Here is a 14,708-nt window from a genome sequence, read left to right as displayed (position 1 = left end):
CTCTGGGAGTTGGACGGCGAAGGCCTCCGCAATGCCAGCAAAACGGTAGGCCCGCTCACCGATGACGTACTGCGCGAGAGACCCACTCTTGCCGAAGGCTTGGGCGGGATCACCGTTAGCAACATGCGTCTCGAGAAGCCGCTTGGCAATCCGATGATCACTCAGTCGCTCGAAGGTGAAACGAACCATCTCGATGATCGAATCCCCTTCTTGGATCGGCTCCACGGCGAGTACGCCCTCGTGCTCCAGGTTGGTGAACAGGTCTTGTTCAGCACGTCCGTGCGACGGATGGACGCTCTCGACTAACTCCGTGGCTACGTCGATAGGTAGATATCCGGCACCTGCCTGAACCATCGCCTCGGTAATCGCGCTGAGCACCTTCTCGACGCGCCTGAGCCTGGGTGCTAAGCGCATACGCCGGTTCAGTTCGGCGGCGACCGCGCTGAAATAGAAATCGAAGATACTTGAAACGCCCGCTACGCCCCTTGGCAGTTCTCTCTCCCCAGTTCGTTCAAGCATGTCGCAGAGTGTGCGAAGAAAGAGCGGGTTTTCCAACTCCGGGGCAAAATGCGGCGCGGCCATGCGCACGATTCCGCGCTGGTCGAGATAGCGGCGCGCGGATTCCGCTGCCTTCCCCGCAAAGCCCGGGTGCTCGATTCGAGACAGGGTAGCGTCGTCCAGATCCCGAACGATGTAGGGCACGAAGGTCGTGCGGCAGGAGACAAGGACTGCAACGTGATCGAAGCGCTCGACGACGGCCAGAAACGCGGCCAGCCGCTCCGACCAAACCGAGATGCCGTTGCGTTCATTGAGCGCATCGACTATGACCAAGGCGCGGGTACCCGTAGCCTCCGCAGCCGCATCGAGCGCCCCCAAGATGGCGTCTGACGACACACCGAACAGCCCCAACTGCTCGGCGACCTGGCGCCAGGGGTCGTCGTCGACAAATGCGCCACCCAGGGTGATAACGGCGGGAAAACCTTGAGCGATGTGGTGCTCCGCAAGGTCGGCAAGGAGATGTGACTTCCCGACACCTGCTTCACCGGTCAAGAGCAAACTGCTCGTGTTGGCCACATGGGTTTCCTGGGCATCGACTTGACCGGCGAGACGCTCGATGGTCTCACTGAGAAGCCAAGCAGACCGCTGAGTCCTGCGCACAGCCTCTTGATCCAACTCCGCGTTATTTCTCGGTGCCCAGATCTTCGACATACTCTGGCCGAGCGACCCGCTGGCAGTGGCAATTAGGGCAGCCCACTTGTCAAATGGGATCGGCTTTGGCGAGGCAAGCGATGTTTCGCGAATGGCTTTGGAAATCGCGGACAGTTCCTGGTCAAGCTTCGCCGCATCGGAATCCGTGAAAACCGAATTCAAAGAAGACCGTAATCGATGCCATGCTTCATCGAGCTCATCCGCCCATCCTTCGATCTGGCGCGCGAAATGAGGATCGCGGGCAAATGCGGCGAGCGCTTGTCTGATCGGCAGTTCGACGTTGAGCTCAGGTGTGTAGCGCCGACCCAACGCCTTGCGGGTGATCTCGAATCGATCTCGGAACCAACCCGGCCCGAAATGGGGAAGATCGAACCAATAGGTAAGTCTCCCTACGTGGAGCGGATCATTGCGCGATAACCGCTCGGCTAGCTCGAAGGCACCCCAAAGTTCAATCTCGACGACCCGAGGGGCGATCGATTCGTGGCGATCAGAAACCCAGGCGTCCCAGCGGTCGCGCGCGGACTGACGCCCGCGGATGCGTCCATCGGACAAGTCGAACGGCAGGCAAACGATGAAGCGAGCGAGCTTTGGGTGTTTCGCGACAGCATTATCGAACGAATCCTTGAGCTGCTGTGCCTCGCTGCTTCCCAACGAGAAGAAGTACTTCGCTTGCCAGCCGGTTTCTGTTCCATCGAGTTCGCTCCGGTAGCACTCGAGTCCAGCATCGGCACCGCTGCCCTTGCGATGGAACGACAGGGCGGCGTGACTGTCGAGGGCTGCAAGTTGGCACGCCAACTCCTCGAAACCGCCATGCTGGCTACCGTGATGACTACGAATACTGCGGAAATCGATCGTCGGTCGGTGCATCGATAGAAACTCAGGCATGCAATAGTAGCGGCGCAAGATTGCCGGACAGCCCTTGATGCGGCGCTGCGGTGCCGTAGGCAGGCCGCACGACCACGAGAACACCGTCACGAACCGCTGAGACCAAGCGTTAGCCGACGTTTTGTGCTTGATTGTACCGGTCGCCGCTGCCGATCAGTAGCAAACGGGGATCCGCTTCCGTCAAGACCTCGCGCCTTGGCTAAACTCTGGCACGGGACACATAGGCCGTGATCGCCAAAGCGAAGGGTGATTTCTTTGGAGAGAGGATGGACTAGGGCAGACCCTCTGCTCGATGGGACTCGTCACAATGGTTCTAGTCGCAACCGTCTGCTATGGGTCGCGAGCTCCCCCTGGGGTGTTTATCAATGTCCGGCGGCCATGCGTCGCACAGCGGACGCCCGAGGCCGTTCCCCTCAGTTGTACGAGAGGTCTGCCACAGAGCGGCCCCTCCCTCCTGGGAGGTGCGGAGAATTCCCGGCGTCCCCGCAGCGGAAACGGGTTGCACGTGGCGCGGACGCCGGCGTTTCACGCTCAAGGCGGCGGGCAACGGTGGCTTCCCGTGGCCCGGGGCGCGGATGGACCGCCGCCCCCTACCAGGCCGTGCGGGCGCTGAGTGCGGTGTGGTTAAATGCCGGCATGCAAACGCCGCCTGACATGCCATGAACGAGCACACCGCGCCCTCCAGCGGGGCCCACCGCGCCGTCGAAGTCGAGCGCAACACCCTGGAGACGCAGATCCGCGTCACGCTGGACCTGGACGGCACCGGCGAGGGCCGCTTTCGCACTGGGGTGCCCTTTCTAGAGCACATGCTGGACCAGATCGCCCGCCACGGGCTGCTGGACCTGGACATCCAGGCCGAGGGCGACCTGCATGTCGACGCCCATCACACCGTGGAGGACGTGGGCATCACCCTGGGGCAGGCACTGGCCAAGGCCCTCGGCGACAAGCGGGGCATCCGCCGCTACGGCCACGCCTATGTGCCGCTGGACGAGGCCCTGTCGCGGGTGGTGGTGGACCTCTCCGGGCGGCCCATGCTCACCTACAACGTCGACTACACCCGCGCGCTTATCGGCGGCTTCGACGTGGACCTGCTGCGGGAGTTCTTCCAGGGCCTCACCAACCACGCCGGGCTGACCCTGCACATCGACAACCTGCGCGGCCTCAACGCCCACCACCAGGCAGAGACCGTCTTCAAGGCCTTCGGCCGGGCGCTGCGGATGGCGGTGGAGCCGGATGCGCGGATGGGCGGGATTACGCCGTCAACGAAAGGCGCCCTTTAGAAAGTTTGAAGTTCGAAGTGTGAAGTTAGACAGGCGCGGGCTGGCCCGCGACGCGCCATCTGACCCAACCCTTCAAACTTCACCCTTCCAACTTCACGCTTCACGCCATGCTCCTGATCCCCGCAATCGATCTCAAAGACGGCAAATGCGTGCGCCTGCGCCAGGGTCGCATGGACGATGAGACCGTCTTCGGCGACGACCCGGTCGCCGTCGCCGGGCGCTGGCATGACGCCGGCGCCCGGCGGCTGCACCTGGTGGACCTGAACGGTGCCTTCGCCGGCGAGCCGGTCAACGGCGAGGCCATCCGCGCCATCGCCGCCGCCTATCCGGACCTGCCTATCCAGGTGGGCGGCGGCATCCGCGATGAGCGCACCATTGCCGGTTACCTGGACGCCGGCGTGAGCTGGTGCATCATCGGCACCCAGGCGGTGACGGAGCCCGCCTTCGTCGCCCGTGCCTGCCGCGCCTTTGCGGACAACATCATCGTCGGCCTCGACGCCAAGGAGGGGCAGGTGGCCATCAACGGCTGGGCGGTGGTGACCGATCACCGGGTGGAGGACCTTGCGCGGCGCTTCGAGCGCGACGGCGTGTCGGCCATCGTCTACACCGACATCGGCCGCGACGGCATGCTGACGGGCCCGAACGTGGAGGCCACCGCCCGACTCGCCGAGGCCGTTGCGGTGCCGGTCATCGCCTCCGGCGGCATCACCAGCCTGGAGGACGTGCGCGCGCTGGCCGCGGTTGCCGACCGGGGCATCATGGGCGCCATCACCGGCCGGGCCATCTACGAAGGGACCCTGGACTTCGCGGAGGGGCAGCGGATTGCCGATGCGCTCGCCGGAGCTGGCAGCAGCGACTGACTGGCGGGGCGCGGCTAGCGGCCGTCCTGATGGCGCCGGACTCCGGCGCCGCAGGAATGGCTCGACTGTCGTTTTGCGCCCGGCTGGCGGATTAGCAGGGGGTGCGGCCCGGACCCGGACCCGGGCCCGGGTCCGAGCGTCGGGCACTCAGGCAGGTCAGCTTTTCGAGCTGCTGGACTTCTTGCCGCCCTTGCCGCGGCAGTAGCCGCTCACCTTGACCCCGTCACCCCGGGTATAGCCGTTCACCCAGGTGCACTGGGACTCGTTGCGCTCGCAGGTCTTCTTTTCCATGCCCTTGCACTCGACGGCCATGGCCTGTGTCGAGGCGCCGAGTAGTAGCGCGGCGGCAAGGGCGGTGATGGACCGGTTCATCGGATTGTTATGCATTGCGTTGATCTCCTGTCGATGGTTGTGTGAGCACGCCGCGGCTTTGCGCCGGTTTCGGCGTGTACGCGACGCTAGCGTTTTTTGCCGACAGAAATCAAGAATCAACCGCTGAGCGGAGACTACTCGCGCAATTTCAGCTCTTGCGTATATCGATGGGCTGGGCGTTCAGCAACAGATCGAAGACGGAGCGCTCGCCGCGCCAGGCCCGGCTCACCAGCTCCGCCGTGGCCACTGCGAGCATGCCGGGCAGGATGATGTTCGGATTGGCGGTGAGCTCCAGCAGCGCCGTCAGTGCCGCCAGCGGTGCCCGCAGCGTCGCACCCATCATCGCCGCCATGCCGATGGTGGCGTAGAAGCCCGCGGAGGCCGCCTGCTCGATGCCCGCCGCGGCCAGCAGCAGGCCGAGGGTGGAGCCGGCGGCGCCGCCGATGAAGAGCGTCGGCCCGATGAGTCCGCCCGGCACCCGCAGCCCGATGCTTACCGCGGTGGCGATGAGCTTGGTGGCCATCAGCGGCAGCACCAGCACCAGCTGCGCTTCCCCCAGCAGCATGATGGCCAGGGTGTCGTAGCTGATGCCCATGATCTGGGGCGTCCACAGCGCCAGTAGGCCCGTGATCAGACCGGCGAGGGAGAAGGTGAGGCTGCACGGCCAGCGCCCGGTGGCGCGGAGCAGGCGCACCGCCAGGGTCGAGAAGGCCACCGCGAGCAGGCCGATGCCGCCGCCGAGGGCGAGCATCGCCAAGATCTCCCAGTGCGAGCCGAGGTGCTCGGGCACCACGGGGAAGCCCGGGTCGTCCAGCGACAGCACGCGGCTCGCCATGGCGCCCATGACGGCGGCGACGATGACGGGCAGGAAGCGGGTCACCTGATAGCGGATGCGCAGCACTTCGATGCTGAAGACCACGCCGGCCAGCGGTGTGTCGAAGGCGGCGGCGATGGCAGCGGCGGCGCCGGCGGCGAGCAGGGTGCGCTCCTCTTCGGCGTCCAGGCCGAGCCAGGAGCCGACGAAGCTGGCGCTGCCGGCGCCCAAGTGGACGGCGGGACCTTCGCGGTCCACGGAATGGCCGCCAACGATGGCCACGACGGCGCCGAAGAACTGCACCAGCATGTTGACCAGGGGCAGGCGCTCGCGGCCGGGTGCCTGCAGGCGCTTGAGCACATGATTGACGCCCACGTCGCGGCGGTGGCGGGGCAGCAGGTCGAAGGCGATCCCGAGCAGCAGCCCGGCGGCCAGCGGCAGCGCCAGGCGGGCGGCGGGGGACAGCACTTCGTAGCCGTCGCCGCTGGCGGCGGGCAGGAGCAGCCATTGGCCCCACTCGATGGCACTGCGGAAGGCGAGCACCACCAAGGCGGCCAGCAGACCGCTGACGGCACCGAGCAGCGTGAGGCGCAGCGAGGCTGCGTAGTCGTGGTCCATGCGGGCGCATTCTACCGGGCTGGCGCTCAGGCTGACGGCAGCCGGGATTCGATTGCAACAATGACAACGACGATCGCCGTGTCGACTGTCGCTCCGCGAATAGCCGGAGAAAAATCGCCGCGAATCGCAGGCGCTCAGCCGTCGGCGGCAAGGGACAGGTAACGCTTGTGTAGGGCTTGGACTTCGGGCGCGAGATCGGCCAGGTCGCCGGTGTTCTCAATGACATCGTCGGCGGCGGCGAGTCGCTCGGCGCGACTGGCCTGGCTGGCCATGATCCGGCGGACCTGCTCGGGGGTGAGGGCGCTGCGCCGGCGGACGCGCTCGATGCAGACGGCCTCCGGCGCGTCCACCACCAGCACCCGGTCGGCCATGTCGGTCTGACCTGTCTCCACCAGCAGGGGAATGCCGAGCACGACGTAGGGCCCCGGGTCCGCCGCGAGCTCCGCCTGCATGCGCGCGCGGATCATGGGGTGCAGGATGCCCTCCAGCCGGCGCCGTGCGGCGGGGTCCGCGAACACCTGCTCGCGCAGGGCCGCTCGGTCCAGGCCGCCGTCTGCACTGATGACTTTTTTGCCGAAGGTCTCGGCGATGGGCCCAAGCGCCGCGCCGCCGGGTGCGGTGAGGGCGTGGGAGACGGCATCGGCGTCGCTGACGGTGACGCCCAGCGCCGAGAACAGCTCGGCCACGGCGCTCTTGCCGCTGCCGATACCGCCGGTGAGCGCCACCGCAAAGGGGCGAGCTACCCTACCCGAATCACTGCCCTGCTGTGGCGTCATGACTGCCGAAGTCCTCTCGTAGAACGCGCAACGCCGCGCTCGACCGTGGCTGGCAGCGACACTATCGCCACCAGCATCGCAACCGTTTCCGCACTCCGTACCCCCCACTCAGCACACCGAGCCACCCACGCCGCACGAAGCACACCGCACACCGCACACCGTACACCGCACACCGTACTCCGTACTTCGCACACCGCACACCGCACGTCGTACTCCGCACTCCGTACTCCGTACTTCGCACTCCGTACTTCGCACTCCGCACTCAGCACTCAGCACTCAGCACTCCGTACTCCGCACTCCGCACTCCGCACTCCGCACTCAGCACTCAGCACTCAGCCCTCCGCCCTCCGCCCGCCACACCCCAAGCCAAGCCACCGACACTACGCAAGCCCACTGAAGCGCAGATAGGCCGCGGTGATGTCCGGTCCCCACAGCAGATTGACCCAGCCGGAGACGGCCAGGAAGGGCCCGAAGGGCATGGGCGTCTCGCGCTCGGTGCGGCCGCTCAGCACCAGCGCGATGCCGAGCACGGCGCCCGGCACCGCCGACAGCAGCACGATCTGGGGCAGGGTCTGCCAGCCCATCCAGGCGCCGAAGAGGGCCAGCAGCTTGAAGTCGCCGCGGCCCATGCCTTCTTTGCCCGTCAGCAGCCGGAAGGCGTGGAAGACCAGCCACAGGCTGAGATAGCCGGCGGCGGCGCCGAGGATGGCCGCCTGGCTGTCCACGAAGACCCCGCCCAGGCTTAGCACCAGCCCGAGCCACAGCAGCGGCAGGGTGATGTCGTCCGGCAGCAGCTGGGTGTCGGCGTCGATGAAGGCCAGCGCCAACAAGCCCCAGGTGAAAACCAGGGCCGCCGCCGCCGCCTGGCTGGTGGGGCCGAAATGCCAGACCACCAGCAGCGACAGCAGCGCGGTCAGGGCTTCCACGGCAGGGTAGCGCCAGGAGATGGCGCCGGCGCAGGCGCTGCAGCGCCCGCGCAAGAGGAGCCAGCTCAGGACCGGGATATTCTCCCAGGGGCGGATGCGGTGACCGCAGTGCGGGCAGTGGGAGGCGGGGTGCGACAGACTGAGCGCCGGCGCATCGGCGCCCTGATCGGCACCCTGATCGGCACCGGCACCGGAGTCTGGCGCCGCCTCAGTAGCGTCGGCGGCGGCCAGCGCCGCGCACTCCTGCCGCCACTCGTGCTCCATGATGCGCGGCAGCCGCAGGATGACGACATTGAGGAAGCTGCCCATGATGAGTCCGAGCAGCCCGACAGTGATGAACAGCAGCGCCGGTGTCTCGACGAGACCGGCGAGCAAGGTGCTTGCGAATTCCATGAGGTCGATGTCGCCGCGAAGGGGCCCCTGAGGCGGGCGCGGTTGTTCAGACCACGGCCGCGAGCTTGAAGATGGGCAGGTACATGGCGACCACCAGACCGCCCACGAGGCCGCCGATGACCACCATGATCAGCGGCTCCAGCAAGCTGCTCAGGGCGTCCACGGCGTTGTCGACTTCTTCTTCGTAGAAGTCGGCCACCTTGGCGAGCATTTCGTCCAGCGCGCCGGACTCCTCGCCGATGGCGGTCATCTGGATCACCATATGCGGAAACAGGTTGCGCTGGCGCATGGTGAGCTGGAGGCTCTGGCCCGTCGCCACTTCCTCGCGCATCTTTTGCACGGCCCGACTGTAGACGATGTTGCCGGTGGCGCCGGCTACGGAATCGAGCGCGTCCACCAGTGGCACGCCGGCGGCGAACATGGTGGAAAGGGTCCGGGCGAACCGGGCAATGGCGGCCTTGTTCAGGATATTACCGATGACGGGAATCTTGAGCACCGCACGGTCGATGAGCTCGCGGAACTTGCGCGAGCGCTGGAAGAGCTGGCCGATGCCCCAGACGGCGACGCCGGTGCCAAGCGCCGCGGCCCACCAGTACTCTCGCAGCAGATCCGACAGTGAGATCACCAGCAGCGTGAAGGCGGGCAGGTCGGCGCCGAAGCTGCTGAACAGGGCTTTGAACTGCGGAATGACGAAGAGCAGGATCACCACGGTCACGCCGATGGCCACCAGGATGACGGCCGCCGGATAGAACATCGCCTTTTTGATCTTGCCCTTGATGGACTCGGTCTTCTCCTTGTAGGTGGCGATCTTGTCCAGCAGTACGTCCAGCACACCGGCGGCCTCGCCGGCGGCGACCAGGTTGCAAACCAGGTCGTCGAAATAGAGCGGATACTTATGCAGGGCATCGGCCATGGCCGTGCCGCTCTCGATGTCTTGTTTGATGGCGAGCAGCAGGTCCTGCATGCTCGGGTTGTCGTGGCCGCGGCCGACGATGTCGAACGCCTGCACCAGGGGCACGCCGGCGGACATCATGGTGGCCAGTTGGCGGCTGAAGACCGTGAGATCTTGACCGGTGATCTTGCGCCTGCCGCCGCCGAAGAGCGGCTGTGCCTTCTTGCGGACCTTGGTGGGGTTGACCCCCTGGCGGCGCAGGTCGGCGCGGACCAGTGCCACGCTCGGGGCGCGCAGGTCGCCCTTGACGCGGTTGCCGCGGCGGTCGACGCCCTCCCAGGCGAACACACGGGCCTTGTCGGTCTTGGCTTTGCGGGCGGCGGTGACGGCCATTAGTGCTGCTTCGGGGGCTGGGTTGTGAAAAGCTGGATGCTCGGCACTGGGCTTAGTCCTTGGTGACGCGATTCAGCTCCAACAGGCTGGTAACGCCGGCCTTGACCTTGCGCAGACCGGCCCGGCGCAGGTCGGCATAGCCTTCCTTGTCCGCCTGATCCGCGAGCTGGATGGAGTTGCCGCCCTCCATGATGAGCCGGCCCATTTCCTCCGACACCTTGATCACCTGGAAAATGCCCACGCGGCCTTTGTAGCCGTCCACGCAGCGGTCGCAGCCGATAGCCTTGTAGACGGTGATGCCTTCGGCGATCTCCGCCTCGGTGAAGCCCTCTTCCATGAGCGCCTCCCGCGGCAGGTCATCCTCTTCGCGGCAGTGGGGACAGAGCCGGCGCGCCAGGCGCTGCGCCATGATCAGCAGCACGGACGAGGCAATGTTGAACGGCGGCACGCCCATGTTGGCCAAACGGGTCAGGCATTGGGGGGCGTCGTTGGTATGCAGCGTGGACAGCACCAGGTGGCCCGTCTGGGCGGCCTTGACGGCGATCTCGGCGGTTTCCAGGTCGCGGATCTCGCCCACCATGACGATGTCCGGATCCTGGCGGAGAAAGGCGCGCAGGGCGGCGGCGAAGGTCATGCCCGTCTTCGGGTTCATGCTCACCTGGTTGATGCCGGGTACCTGGATCTCCACCGGATCCTCGACGGTCGAGATGTTGATGTCGGCCGCGTTAAGGATGTTGAGGGCCGAGTACAGGGATACGGTCTTGCCGGAGCCCGTGGGACCCGTGACCAGGACCATCCCATAGGGCTTCTTGATGCATTGCAGGAAGGCGGTCTTTTGCTCCGGCTCCATGCCGAGCTCGTCGATGCCGACGTTGGCGGCACTAGAGTCCAAAATCCGCAGGACGACTTTCTCGCCGTAGAGCGTCGGCAGGGTGTTGACGCGAAAATCGATGTCGCGGGTGCGGCTCAGCTTGAGCTTGATGCGCCCGTCCTGGGGCACGCGCCGCTCGGCGATGTTCATCCGCGACATGACCTTGAGCCGGGCCACCAGTCGCGAGGCGATGCTGACGGGCGGATTGGCCACCTCCCGCAGCATGCCGTCTTGGCGGTAGCGGATGCGGAAGAATTTTTCATAGGGCTCGAAGTGGATGTCCGATGCCGACGCGGCGATGGCATCCACCAGCACCTTGTTGACGTAGCGCACCACGGGCGCGTCGTCCACGTTGAGGTCGGAGTCGTCGCCACCGGCGCCGGCTTCATCGTCATGGGCGATGTCGAGGTTGTCCAGGTCCGCATCCATGAGGTCCGTCATCGAGGTGTCCTGGGCATCGATCGCCTGATCGATGGCGGCGGCGAGCTTGGCTTCCTCCACCAAAATGGGATCCGTGGCCAGACCGGTGTTGAAGCGGATCTCGTCGAGGGCGCGGTCGTTGGTGGGATCGGACACCGCCAGGAACAGTCGGTTGCCGCGCTTGTGGATCGGCAGCACGCGGTGCTTGCGGATCAGCTTCTCGTCCACCAACGCGAACGGCAGGGCCTGGCGGTCTAGGGCGTCGAGGTCCAGCAGTGGCACGCCGAACTCCTGCGAGGCCGCAGCGGCGATGCTGCGGCTGTCCACGACCTTCTCCGAGACCAGGTATTGAATCAGCGGCTGGCGCCGGCGGGTGCATTCGATATGTGCGTTGCGCGCCTGCTGCTCGGTCAGCAGCTTGTCGCGCACCAGGCGCCTGGCCAAGCCGGTGGGCAGGATCTGAGCCTGTTCGGTGGACATTCAGGATCCTCGTTGGGCCGTCCTCATTGGATCGCAGCCTGGGTATGGCGCGAGCCGCCCATGGCGGTCGCGGCCGCCGGGCCGGCGCCCCAAGCTACTCGCCGGCCGAGCCTGCGACCAAGCGCCCCACAACCCGGCGGGTCGTCGGCGCGCTGAGGCGGGGCGCCGTCCAACCTTGAGTTTAGTCCGTTCGTCGGGCTTCGAAGTGCGCTGTCGTTCGCGCTTCAGCGATTGATGCCGAACGCGAGCCGCACGTTCTGTGCCACCAGTCCATTGTCTTTCTGCTCGCTCTCGGCGAGGTAAAACTCGAGGATGGTCTCGCGGTTCAGCAGCATGTCTTCGCTGACGTCCTCGGCGACCTCGTTGGCGTGGCAGAACACACTGACGTAAGGCGAGGTAGGATCGCGCGGATCGACCGTCCACAGATTCGGCGAAATGTGGCTCATGAAGCGCAAAAAGCCGTAACCTTTATCCGGGAACCACTTGGTGCAGACACCGCGAACACAAGAGCCGGGCTTGCCCCATTCGTTGCGGGGCTCGTAGGAGACGGGTAAGAGATCGGGAATCAGAAAGCCCGACCAGAAGGCATCGGCCTCTTGCTGCAACTGCCTGGACACGTTCTTGAAGCCGATAAGCTCGACGCGGCAGCCGCGGTTTTGCAAGGCGTCGACCACTTGCAGGAAGTCGCCGTCGCCGGTGACCAGGATGACCTGCTCCAGCTTCTCGGCTTGCAGCATGGCGTCGACGGCCATGTCGAGATCCGCATTGGCCTTGGTGGAAACGTTCCCGGCCTCGTCGGTGTAGCGTCGGACGTGCTTGACGGTGATCTTCCAGCCAAAATCACGGACCATTTGCTGATAGGCGCGGGACTTCTTTTTGTACTCGGGATCTTCATCGGCGCGCTGTGCGTCGTAGGCGATATAGGTATTGAGACGTTGCAGGATGCCGTCTTGACGCGCAGCGAAGTTGCGCAGCACGTCGTAGCGCATCTGGTAGCCGCCGTTGTAGCGGATGTTCTCGGCGTCGACATAGACACCGACTCTCGGCAGGGATGGCAAGACTGGGGGCTCCTGTGGCATTGCTGCGCTCATGTCGACAAAGCAGCGGCCACCGGCCGGCGCGGCTTCTCGCTCCGCGGCCGCCGGCGTCCCGGGTAGAGCGCGTGGGCAGTAATGAAAATAGCCGCTCCCGAGCGGCGATTGCGACTGCGCTCGGGCTGGATGCCGCAGACGCGAAGCGACTCTGGTGATGGCGAGGGACGGCTGCCGCGCCGCGTGGCCCGTTCTCACGCCGGGGTTTCACGCCGGGGTCTCACCCGGGGCCTGGCGGTGAGCCTGGCGCTGGCGCCGGCCGGCGGCGCCGGCCGGCGGTGCCTCCGCCGTCGGGCGGCGTTAAAGGTTGGCGCGGTTCTCGATGAGGTCATCAACGACCGTCGGGTCCGCCAGCGTGGAGGTATCGCCCAGGCTGTCCACCTCGTTGGCGGCGATCTTGCGCAGGATGCGGCGCATGATCTTGCCGGAGCGCGTCTTCGGCAGGCCCGGCGCCCACTGAATGATATCGATGCCGGCGATGGGCCCGATCTCCGTGCGCACCAGCTTCACCAGCTCCTTCTTCAGGTCGTCGCTGGGATCGACACCGGCCATGACGGTGACATAGGCATAGATGCCCTGGCCTTTGATGTCGTGCGGATAGCCGACGACGGCGGCTTCGGCGACCGCGTCATGCAGCACCAGCGCGGACTCGACCTCGGCGGTGCCGAGGCGGTGGCCGGAGACGTTCAGCACGTCGTCGATGCGCCCGGTGATCCAGTAGTAGCCGTCCTCGTCGCGGCGGGCGCCGTCGCCGGAGAAGTAATGGCCCGGATACTGCTTGAAATAGGTATCGACGAAGCGCTGATGATCACCGTAGACGGAGCGCATCTGTGCGGGCCAGGGCCGGGTGATCACCAGCGCGCCCTCTGCGGCGCCCTCCAGCAGCGTACCCTCGGCCGGGTCCACCAGCGCCGGCACCACGCCGAAGAACGGCCGCGTCGCCGAGCCGGGCTTGAGGGCCGTGGCGCCGGGCAGGGCGGTAATCAGGTGGCCCCCGGTTTCGGTTTGCCACCAAGTGTCGACGATGGGGCAGCGGCCGTCGCCGACGACGTTGTGATACCACTCCCAGGCTTCGGGATTGATGGGCTCGCCGACGGAGCCGAGGATGCGCAGACTCTTGCGCGAGGTCTGCTTCACCGGCTCCTCGCCGGCGCGCATCAGCGAGCGTATCGCGGTGGGCGCGGTGTAGAAAGTGGCGACATTGTGCTTGTCCACTACCTGCCAGAAGCGCGACACGTCCGGGTAGGTGGGGATACCCTCGAACATCAGCGTGATGGCACCGTTGGCCAGCGGCCCATAAACGATGTAGGTGTGCCCGGTGACCCAGCCGACGTCCGCGGTGCACCAGTAGACCTCTCCGTCCTGGTAGTCGAAGGTGTACTTGTGGGTCATGGCCGCGAAGACCAGGTAGCCGCCGGTGGTGTGCAGCACGCCCTTCGGCTTGCCCGTGGAGCCGGAGGTGTAGAGGATGAACAGCGGATCCTCCGCGTCCATCGGCTCGGGCTCACATTGCTCGTCCGCCGCGGCGAGGGCCTCGTGATACCAGATGTCACGGCCATCGGTCCAGGCTACATCGCCGCCGGTGCGCTTGACGACGATGCAGGTGTCGATGCTCGGGCACTCGGCGAGGGCCTGATCGGCGTTCTTCTTGAGCGGCACGTTGCGTCCGCCGCGGACACTCTCGTCGGCGGTGACGAGGAGTCGGCACTCGGAGTCCTGGATGCGATCGCGCAGGGAGTCCGGCGAGAAGCCGCCGAAGACGATGGAATGCACTGCACCGATGCGGTTGCAGGCGAGCATGGCCACCGCGGCCTCGGGGATCATGGGCAGGTAGATGCACACCCGATCGCCCTTCTGCACCCCGCGCGCCTTCATCGCGTTGGCGAGCTTGCAGACCTCTGCATGCAGCTCGCGATAGGTGATGTGCTTGTCCTCTTCCGGGTTGTCGCCTTCCCAGATGATGGCGGTCTGGTCGCCGCGGCTGTCGAGATGGCGGTCCAGGCAGTTGTAGGCGACGTTGAGCTTGCCGCCCTCGAACCACCGAATGTAGAGGTTGTCGACGTCGTAGCTGTAATCCATGACCCGGTCCCACTTCTTGAACCAGGTGACGAACTCATCGGCATACTCGGCCCAGAACCCCTCCGGGTCGTCCACTGAGCGCTGGTACATGGTGCGATAGCGCTCTTCGTCGATGTGCGCCTTTGCGGCGATGTCGGCGGGGACTTCGTAGATTTTCGTGTCGGACATGGTGGGGGCTCCTCGGGCGTTCTGCGGTGGGATGACGACCGGCGGCATTGCGCCGGTTTCGCGGCATTGCGCCGGTTTCTTTGCACTGCGTAAGCGCGTGAGTCTAAACCCTCGTCTTAGCGCTCGCCACCGGATGCCGCGCCGGCTCTCTGGCGGCGCGGCGCGGCCGACGGCGAGCCGG

At 65.9% G+C, this 14,708-nt stretch carries 11 protein-coding genes; 2 read left to right on the top strand and 9 right to left on the bottom strand.

Annotated elements, in window-relative coordinates; translation table 11 throughout:
- A partial coding sequence (locus CKO31_RS08960) for an NACHT domain-containing protein (RefSeq protein ID WP_200236080.1) occupies positions 1–2,184 on the bottom strand: 2,184 nt, incomplete at its 3' end.
- 569 nt (positions 2,185–2,753) lie between these two features.
- Between CKO31_RS08960 and hisB the strand changes: the two genes are divergently transcribed.
- A complete protein-coding gene (hisB, locus tag CKO31_RS08955) occupies positions 2,754–3,374 on the top strand; it encodes an imidazoleglycerol-phosphate dehydratase HisB (RefSeq protein ID WP_200236078.1) in 621 nt (206 codons plus the stop codon).
- Between the two features lie 107 nt (positions 3,375–3,481).
- Positions 3,482–4,234, top strand: coding sequence for a 1-(5-phosphoribosyl)-5-[(5-phosphoribosylamino)methylideneamino]imidazole-4-carboxamide isomerase (hisA, locus tag CKO31_RS08950; RefSeq protein ID WP_200236076.1), 753 nt, complete (start codon positions 3,482–3,484; stop codon positions 4,232–4,234).
- 156 nt (positions 4,235–4,390) lie between these two features.
- Here the strand turns inward: hisA and CKO31_RS08945 are convergent, their stop codons facing one another.
- The 8 genes from CKO31_RS08945 to acs form a co-directional block, all read right to left on the bottom strand.
- The gene (locus CKO31_RS08945) at positions 4,391–4,621 is read right to left on the bottom strand and encodes a hypothetical protein (protein WP_200236074.1); all 231 of its coding nucleotides are present in this window, start codon (positions 4,619–4,621) and stop codon (positions 4,391–4,393) included.
- 133 nt (positions 4,622–4,754) lie between these two features.
- The gene (locus tag CKO31_RS08940) at positions 4,755–6,038 is read right to left on the bottom strand and encodes a chloride channel protein (RefSeq protein WP_200236072.1); all 1,284 of its coding nucleotides are present in this window, start codon (positions 6,036–6,038) and stop codon (positions 4,755–4,757) included.
- A 134-nt stretch (positions 6,039–6,172) separates the two neighbouring features.
- The gene (coaE, locus tag CKO31_RS08935) at positions 6,173–6,814 is read right to left on the bottom strand and encodes a dephospho-CoA kinase (protein ID WP_200236070.1); all 642 of its coding nucleotides are present in this window, start codon (positions 6,812–6,814) and stop codon (positions 6,173–6,175) included.
- A 380-nt stretch (positions 6,815–7,194) separates the two neighbouring features.
- A complete protein-coding gene (locus tag CKO31_RS08930; RefSeq protein WP_200236068.1) occupies positions 7,195–8,133 on the bottom strand; it encodes a prepilin peptidase in 939 nt (312 codons plus the stop codon).
- A gap of 46 nt (positions 8,134–8,179) precedes the next feature.
- Entirely contained in the window at positions 8,180–9,418 is a 1,239-nt protein-coding gene (locus CKO31_RS08925; RefSeq protein ID WP_200236066.1) for a type II secretion system F family protein, read from the bottom strand.
- Positions 9,419–9,470: 52 nt separating this feature from the next.
- Positions 9,471–11,189: a type IV-A pilus assembly ATPase PilB gene (gene pilB / locus CKO31_RS08920; RefSeq protein WP_200236065.1), complete on the bottom strand. Its 1,719-nt coding sequence runs from the start codon at positions 11,187–11,189 to the stop codon at positions 9,471–9,473.
- Positions 11,190–11,413: 224 nt separating this feature from the next.
- A complete protein-coding gene (locus tag CKO31_RS08915) occupies positions 11,414–12,247 on the bottom strand; it encodes a LabA-like NYN domain-containing protein (protein ID WP_200236063.1) in 834 nt (277 codons plus the stop codon).
- A gap of 333 nt (positions 12,248–12,580) precedes the next feature.
- Positions 12,581–14,527, bottom strand: coding sequence for an acetate--CoA ligase (gene acs / locus CKO31_RS08910; RefSeq protein ID WP_200236061.1), 1,947 nt, complete (start codon positions 14,525–14,527; stop codon positions 12,581–12,583).
- Between the last annotated feature and the right edge of the window lie 181 nt (positions 14,528–14,708).

The organism is Thiohalocapsa halophila, from assembly GCF_016583825.1.
Taxonomy (GTDB): Bacteria; Pseudomonadota; Gammaproteobacteria; order Chromatiales; family Chromatiaceae; genus Thiohalocapsa; species Thiohalocapsa halophila.
Note: the sequence above shows the minus strand (reverse complement) of the source record. Positions and strands in the feature narration are given on the sequence as shown.

Coding starts and splice junctions, on each gene's coding strand:
- coaE (WP_200236070.1), bottom strand. CDS start 6,814: ATGACGCCACAGCAGGGCAGTGATTCGGGTAGGGTAGCTCGCCCCTTT.
- acs (WP_200236061.1), bottom strand. CDS start 14,527: ATGTCCGACACGAAAATCTACGAAGTCCCCGCCGACATCGCCGCAAAG.
- CKO31_RS08930 (WP_200236068.1), bottom strand. CDS start 8,133: ATGGAATTCGCAAGCACCTTGCTCGCCGGTCTCGTCGAGACACCGGCG.
- pilB (WP_200236065.1), bottom strand. CDS start 11,189: ATGTCCACCGAACAGGCTCAGATCCTGCCCACCGGCTTGGCCAGGCGC.
- hisB (WP_200236078.1), top strand. CDS start 2,754: ATGAACGAGCACACCGCGCCCTCCAGCGGGGCCCACCGCGCCGTCGAA.
- CKO31_RS08925 (WP_200236066.1), bottom strand. CDS start 9,418: ATGGCCGTCACCGCCGCCCGCAAAGCCAAGACCGACAAGGCCCGTGTG.
- CKO31_RS08940 (WP_200236072.1), bottom strand. CDS start 6,038: ATGGACCACGACTACGCAGCCTCGCTGCGCCTCACGCTGCTCGGTGCC.
- hisA (WP_200236076.1), top strand. CDS start 3,482: ATGCTCCTGATCCCCGCAATCGATCTCAAAGACGGCAAATGCGTGCGC.
- CKO31_RS08945 (WP_200236074.1), bottom strand. CDS start 4,621: ATGCATAACAATCCGATGAACCGGTCCATCACCGCCCTTGCCGCCGCG.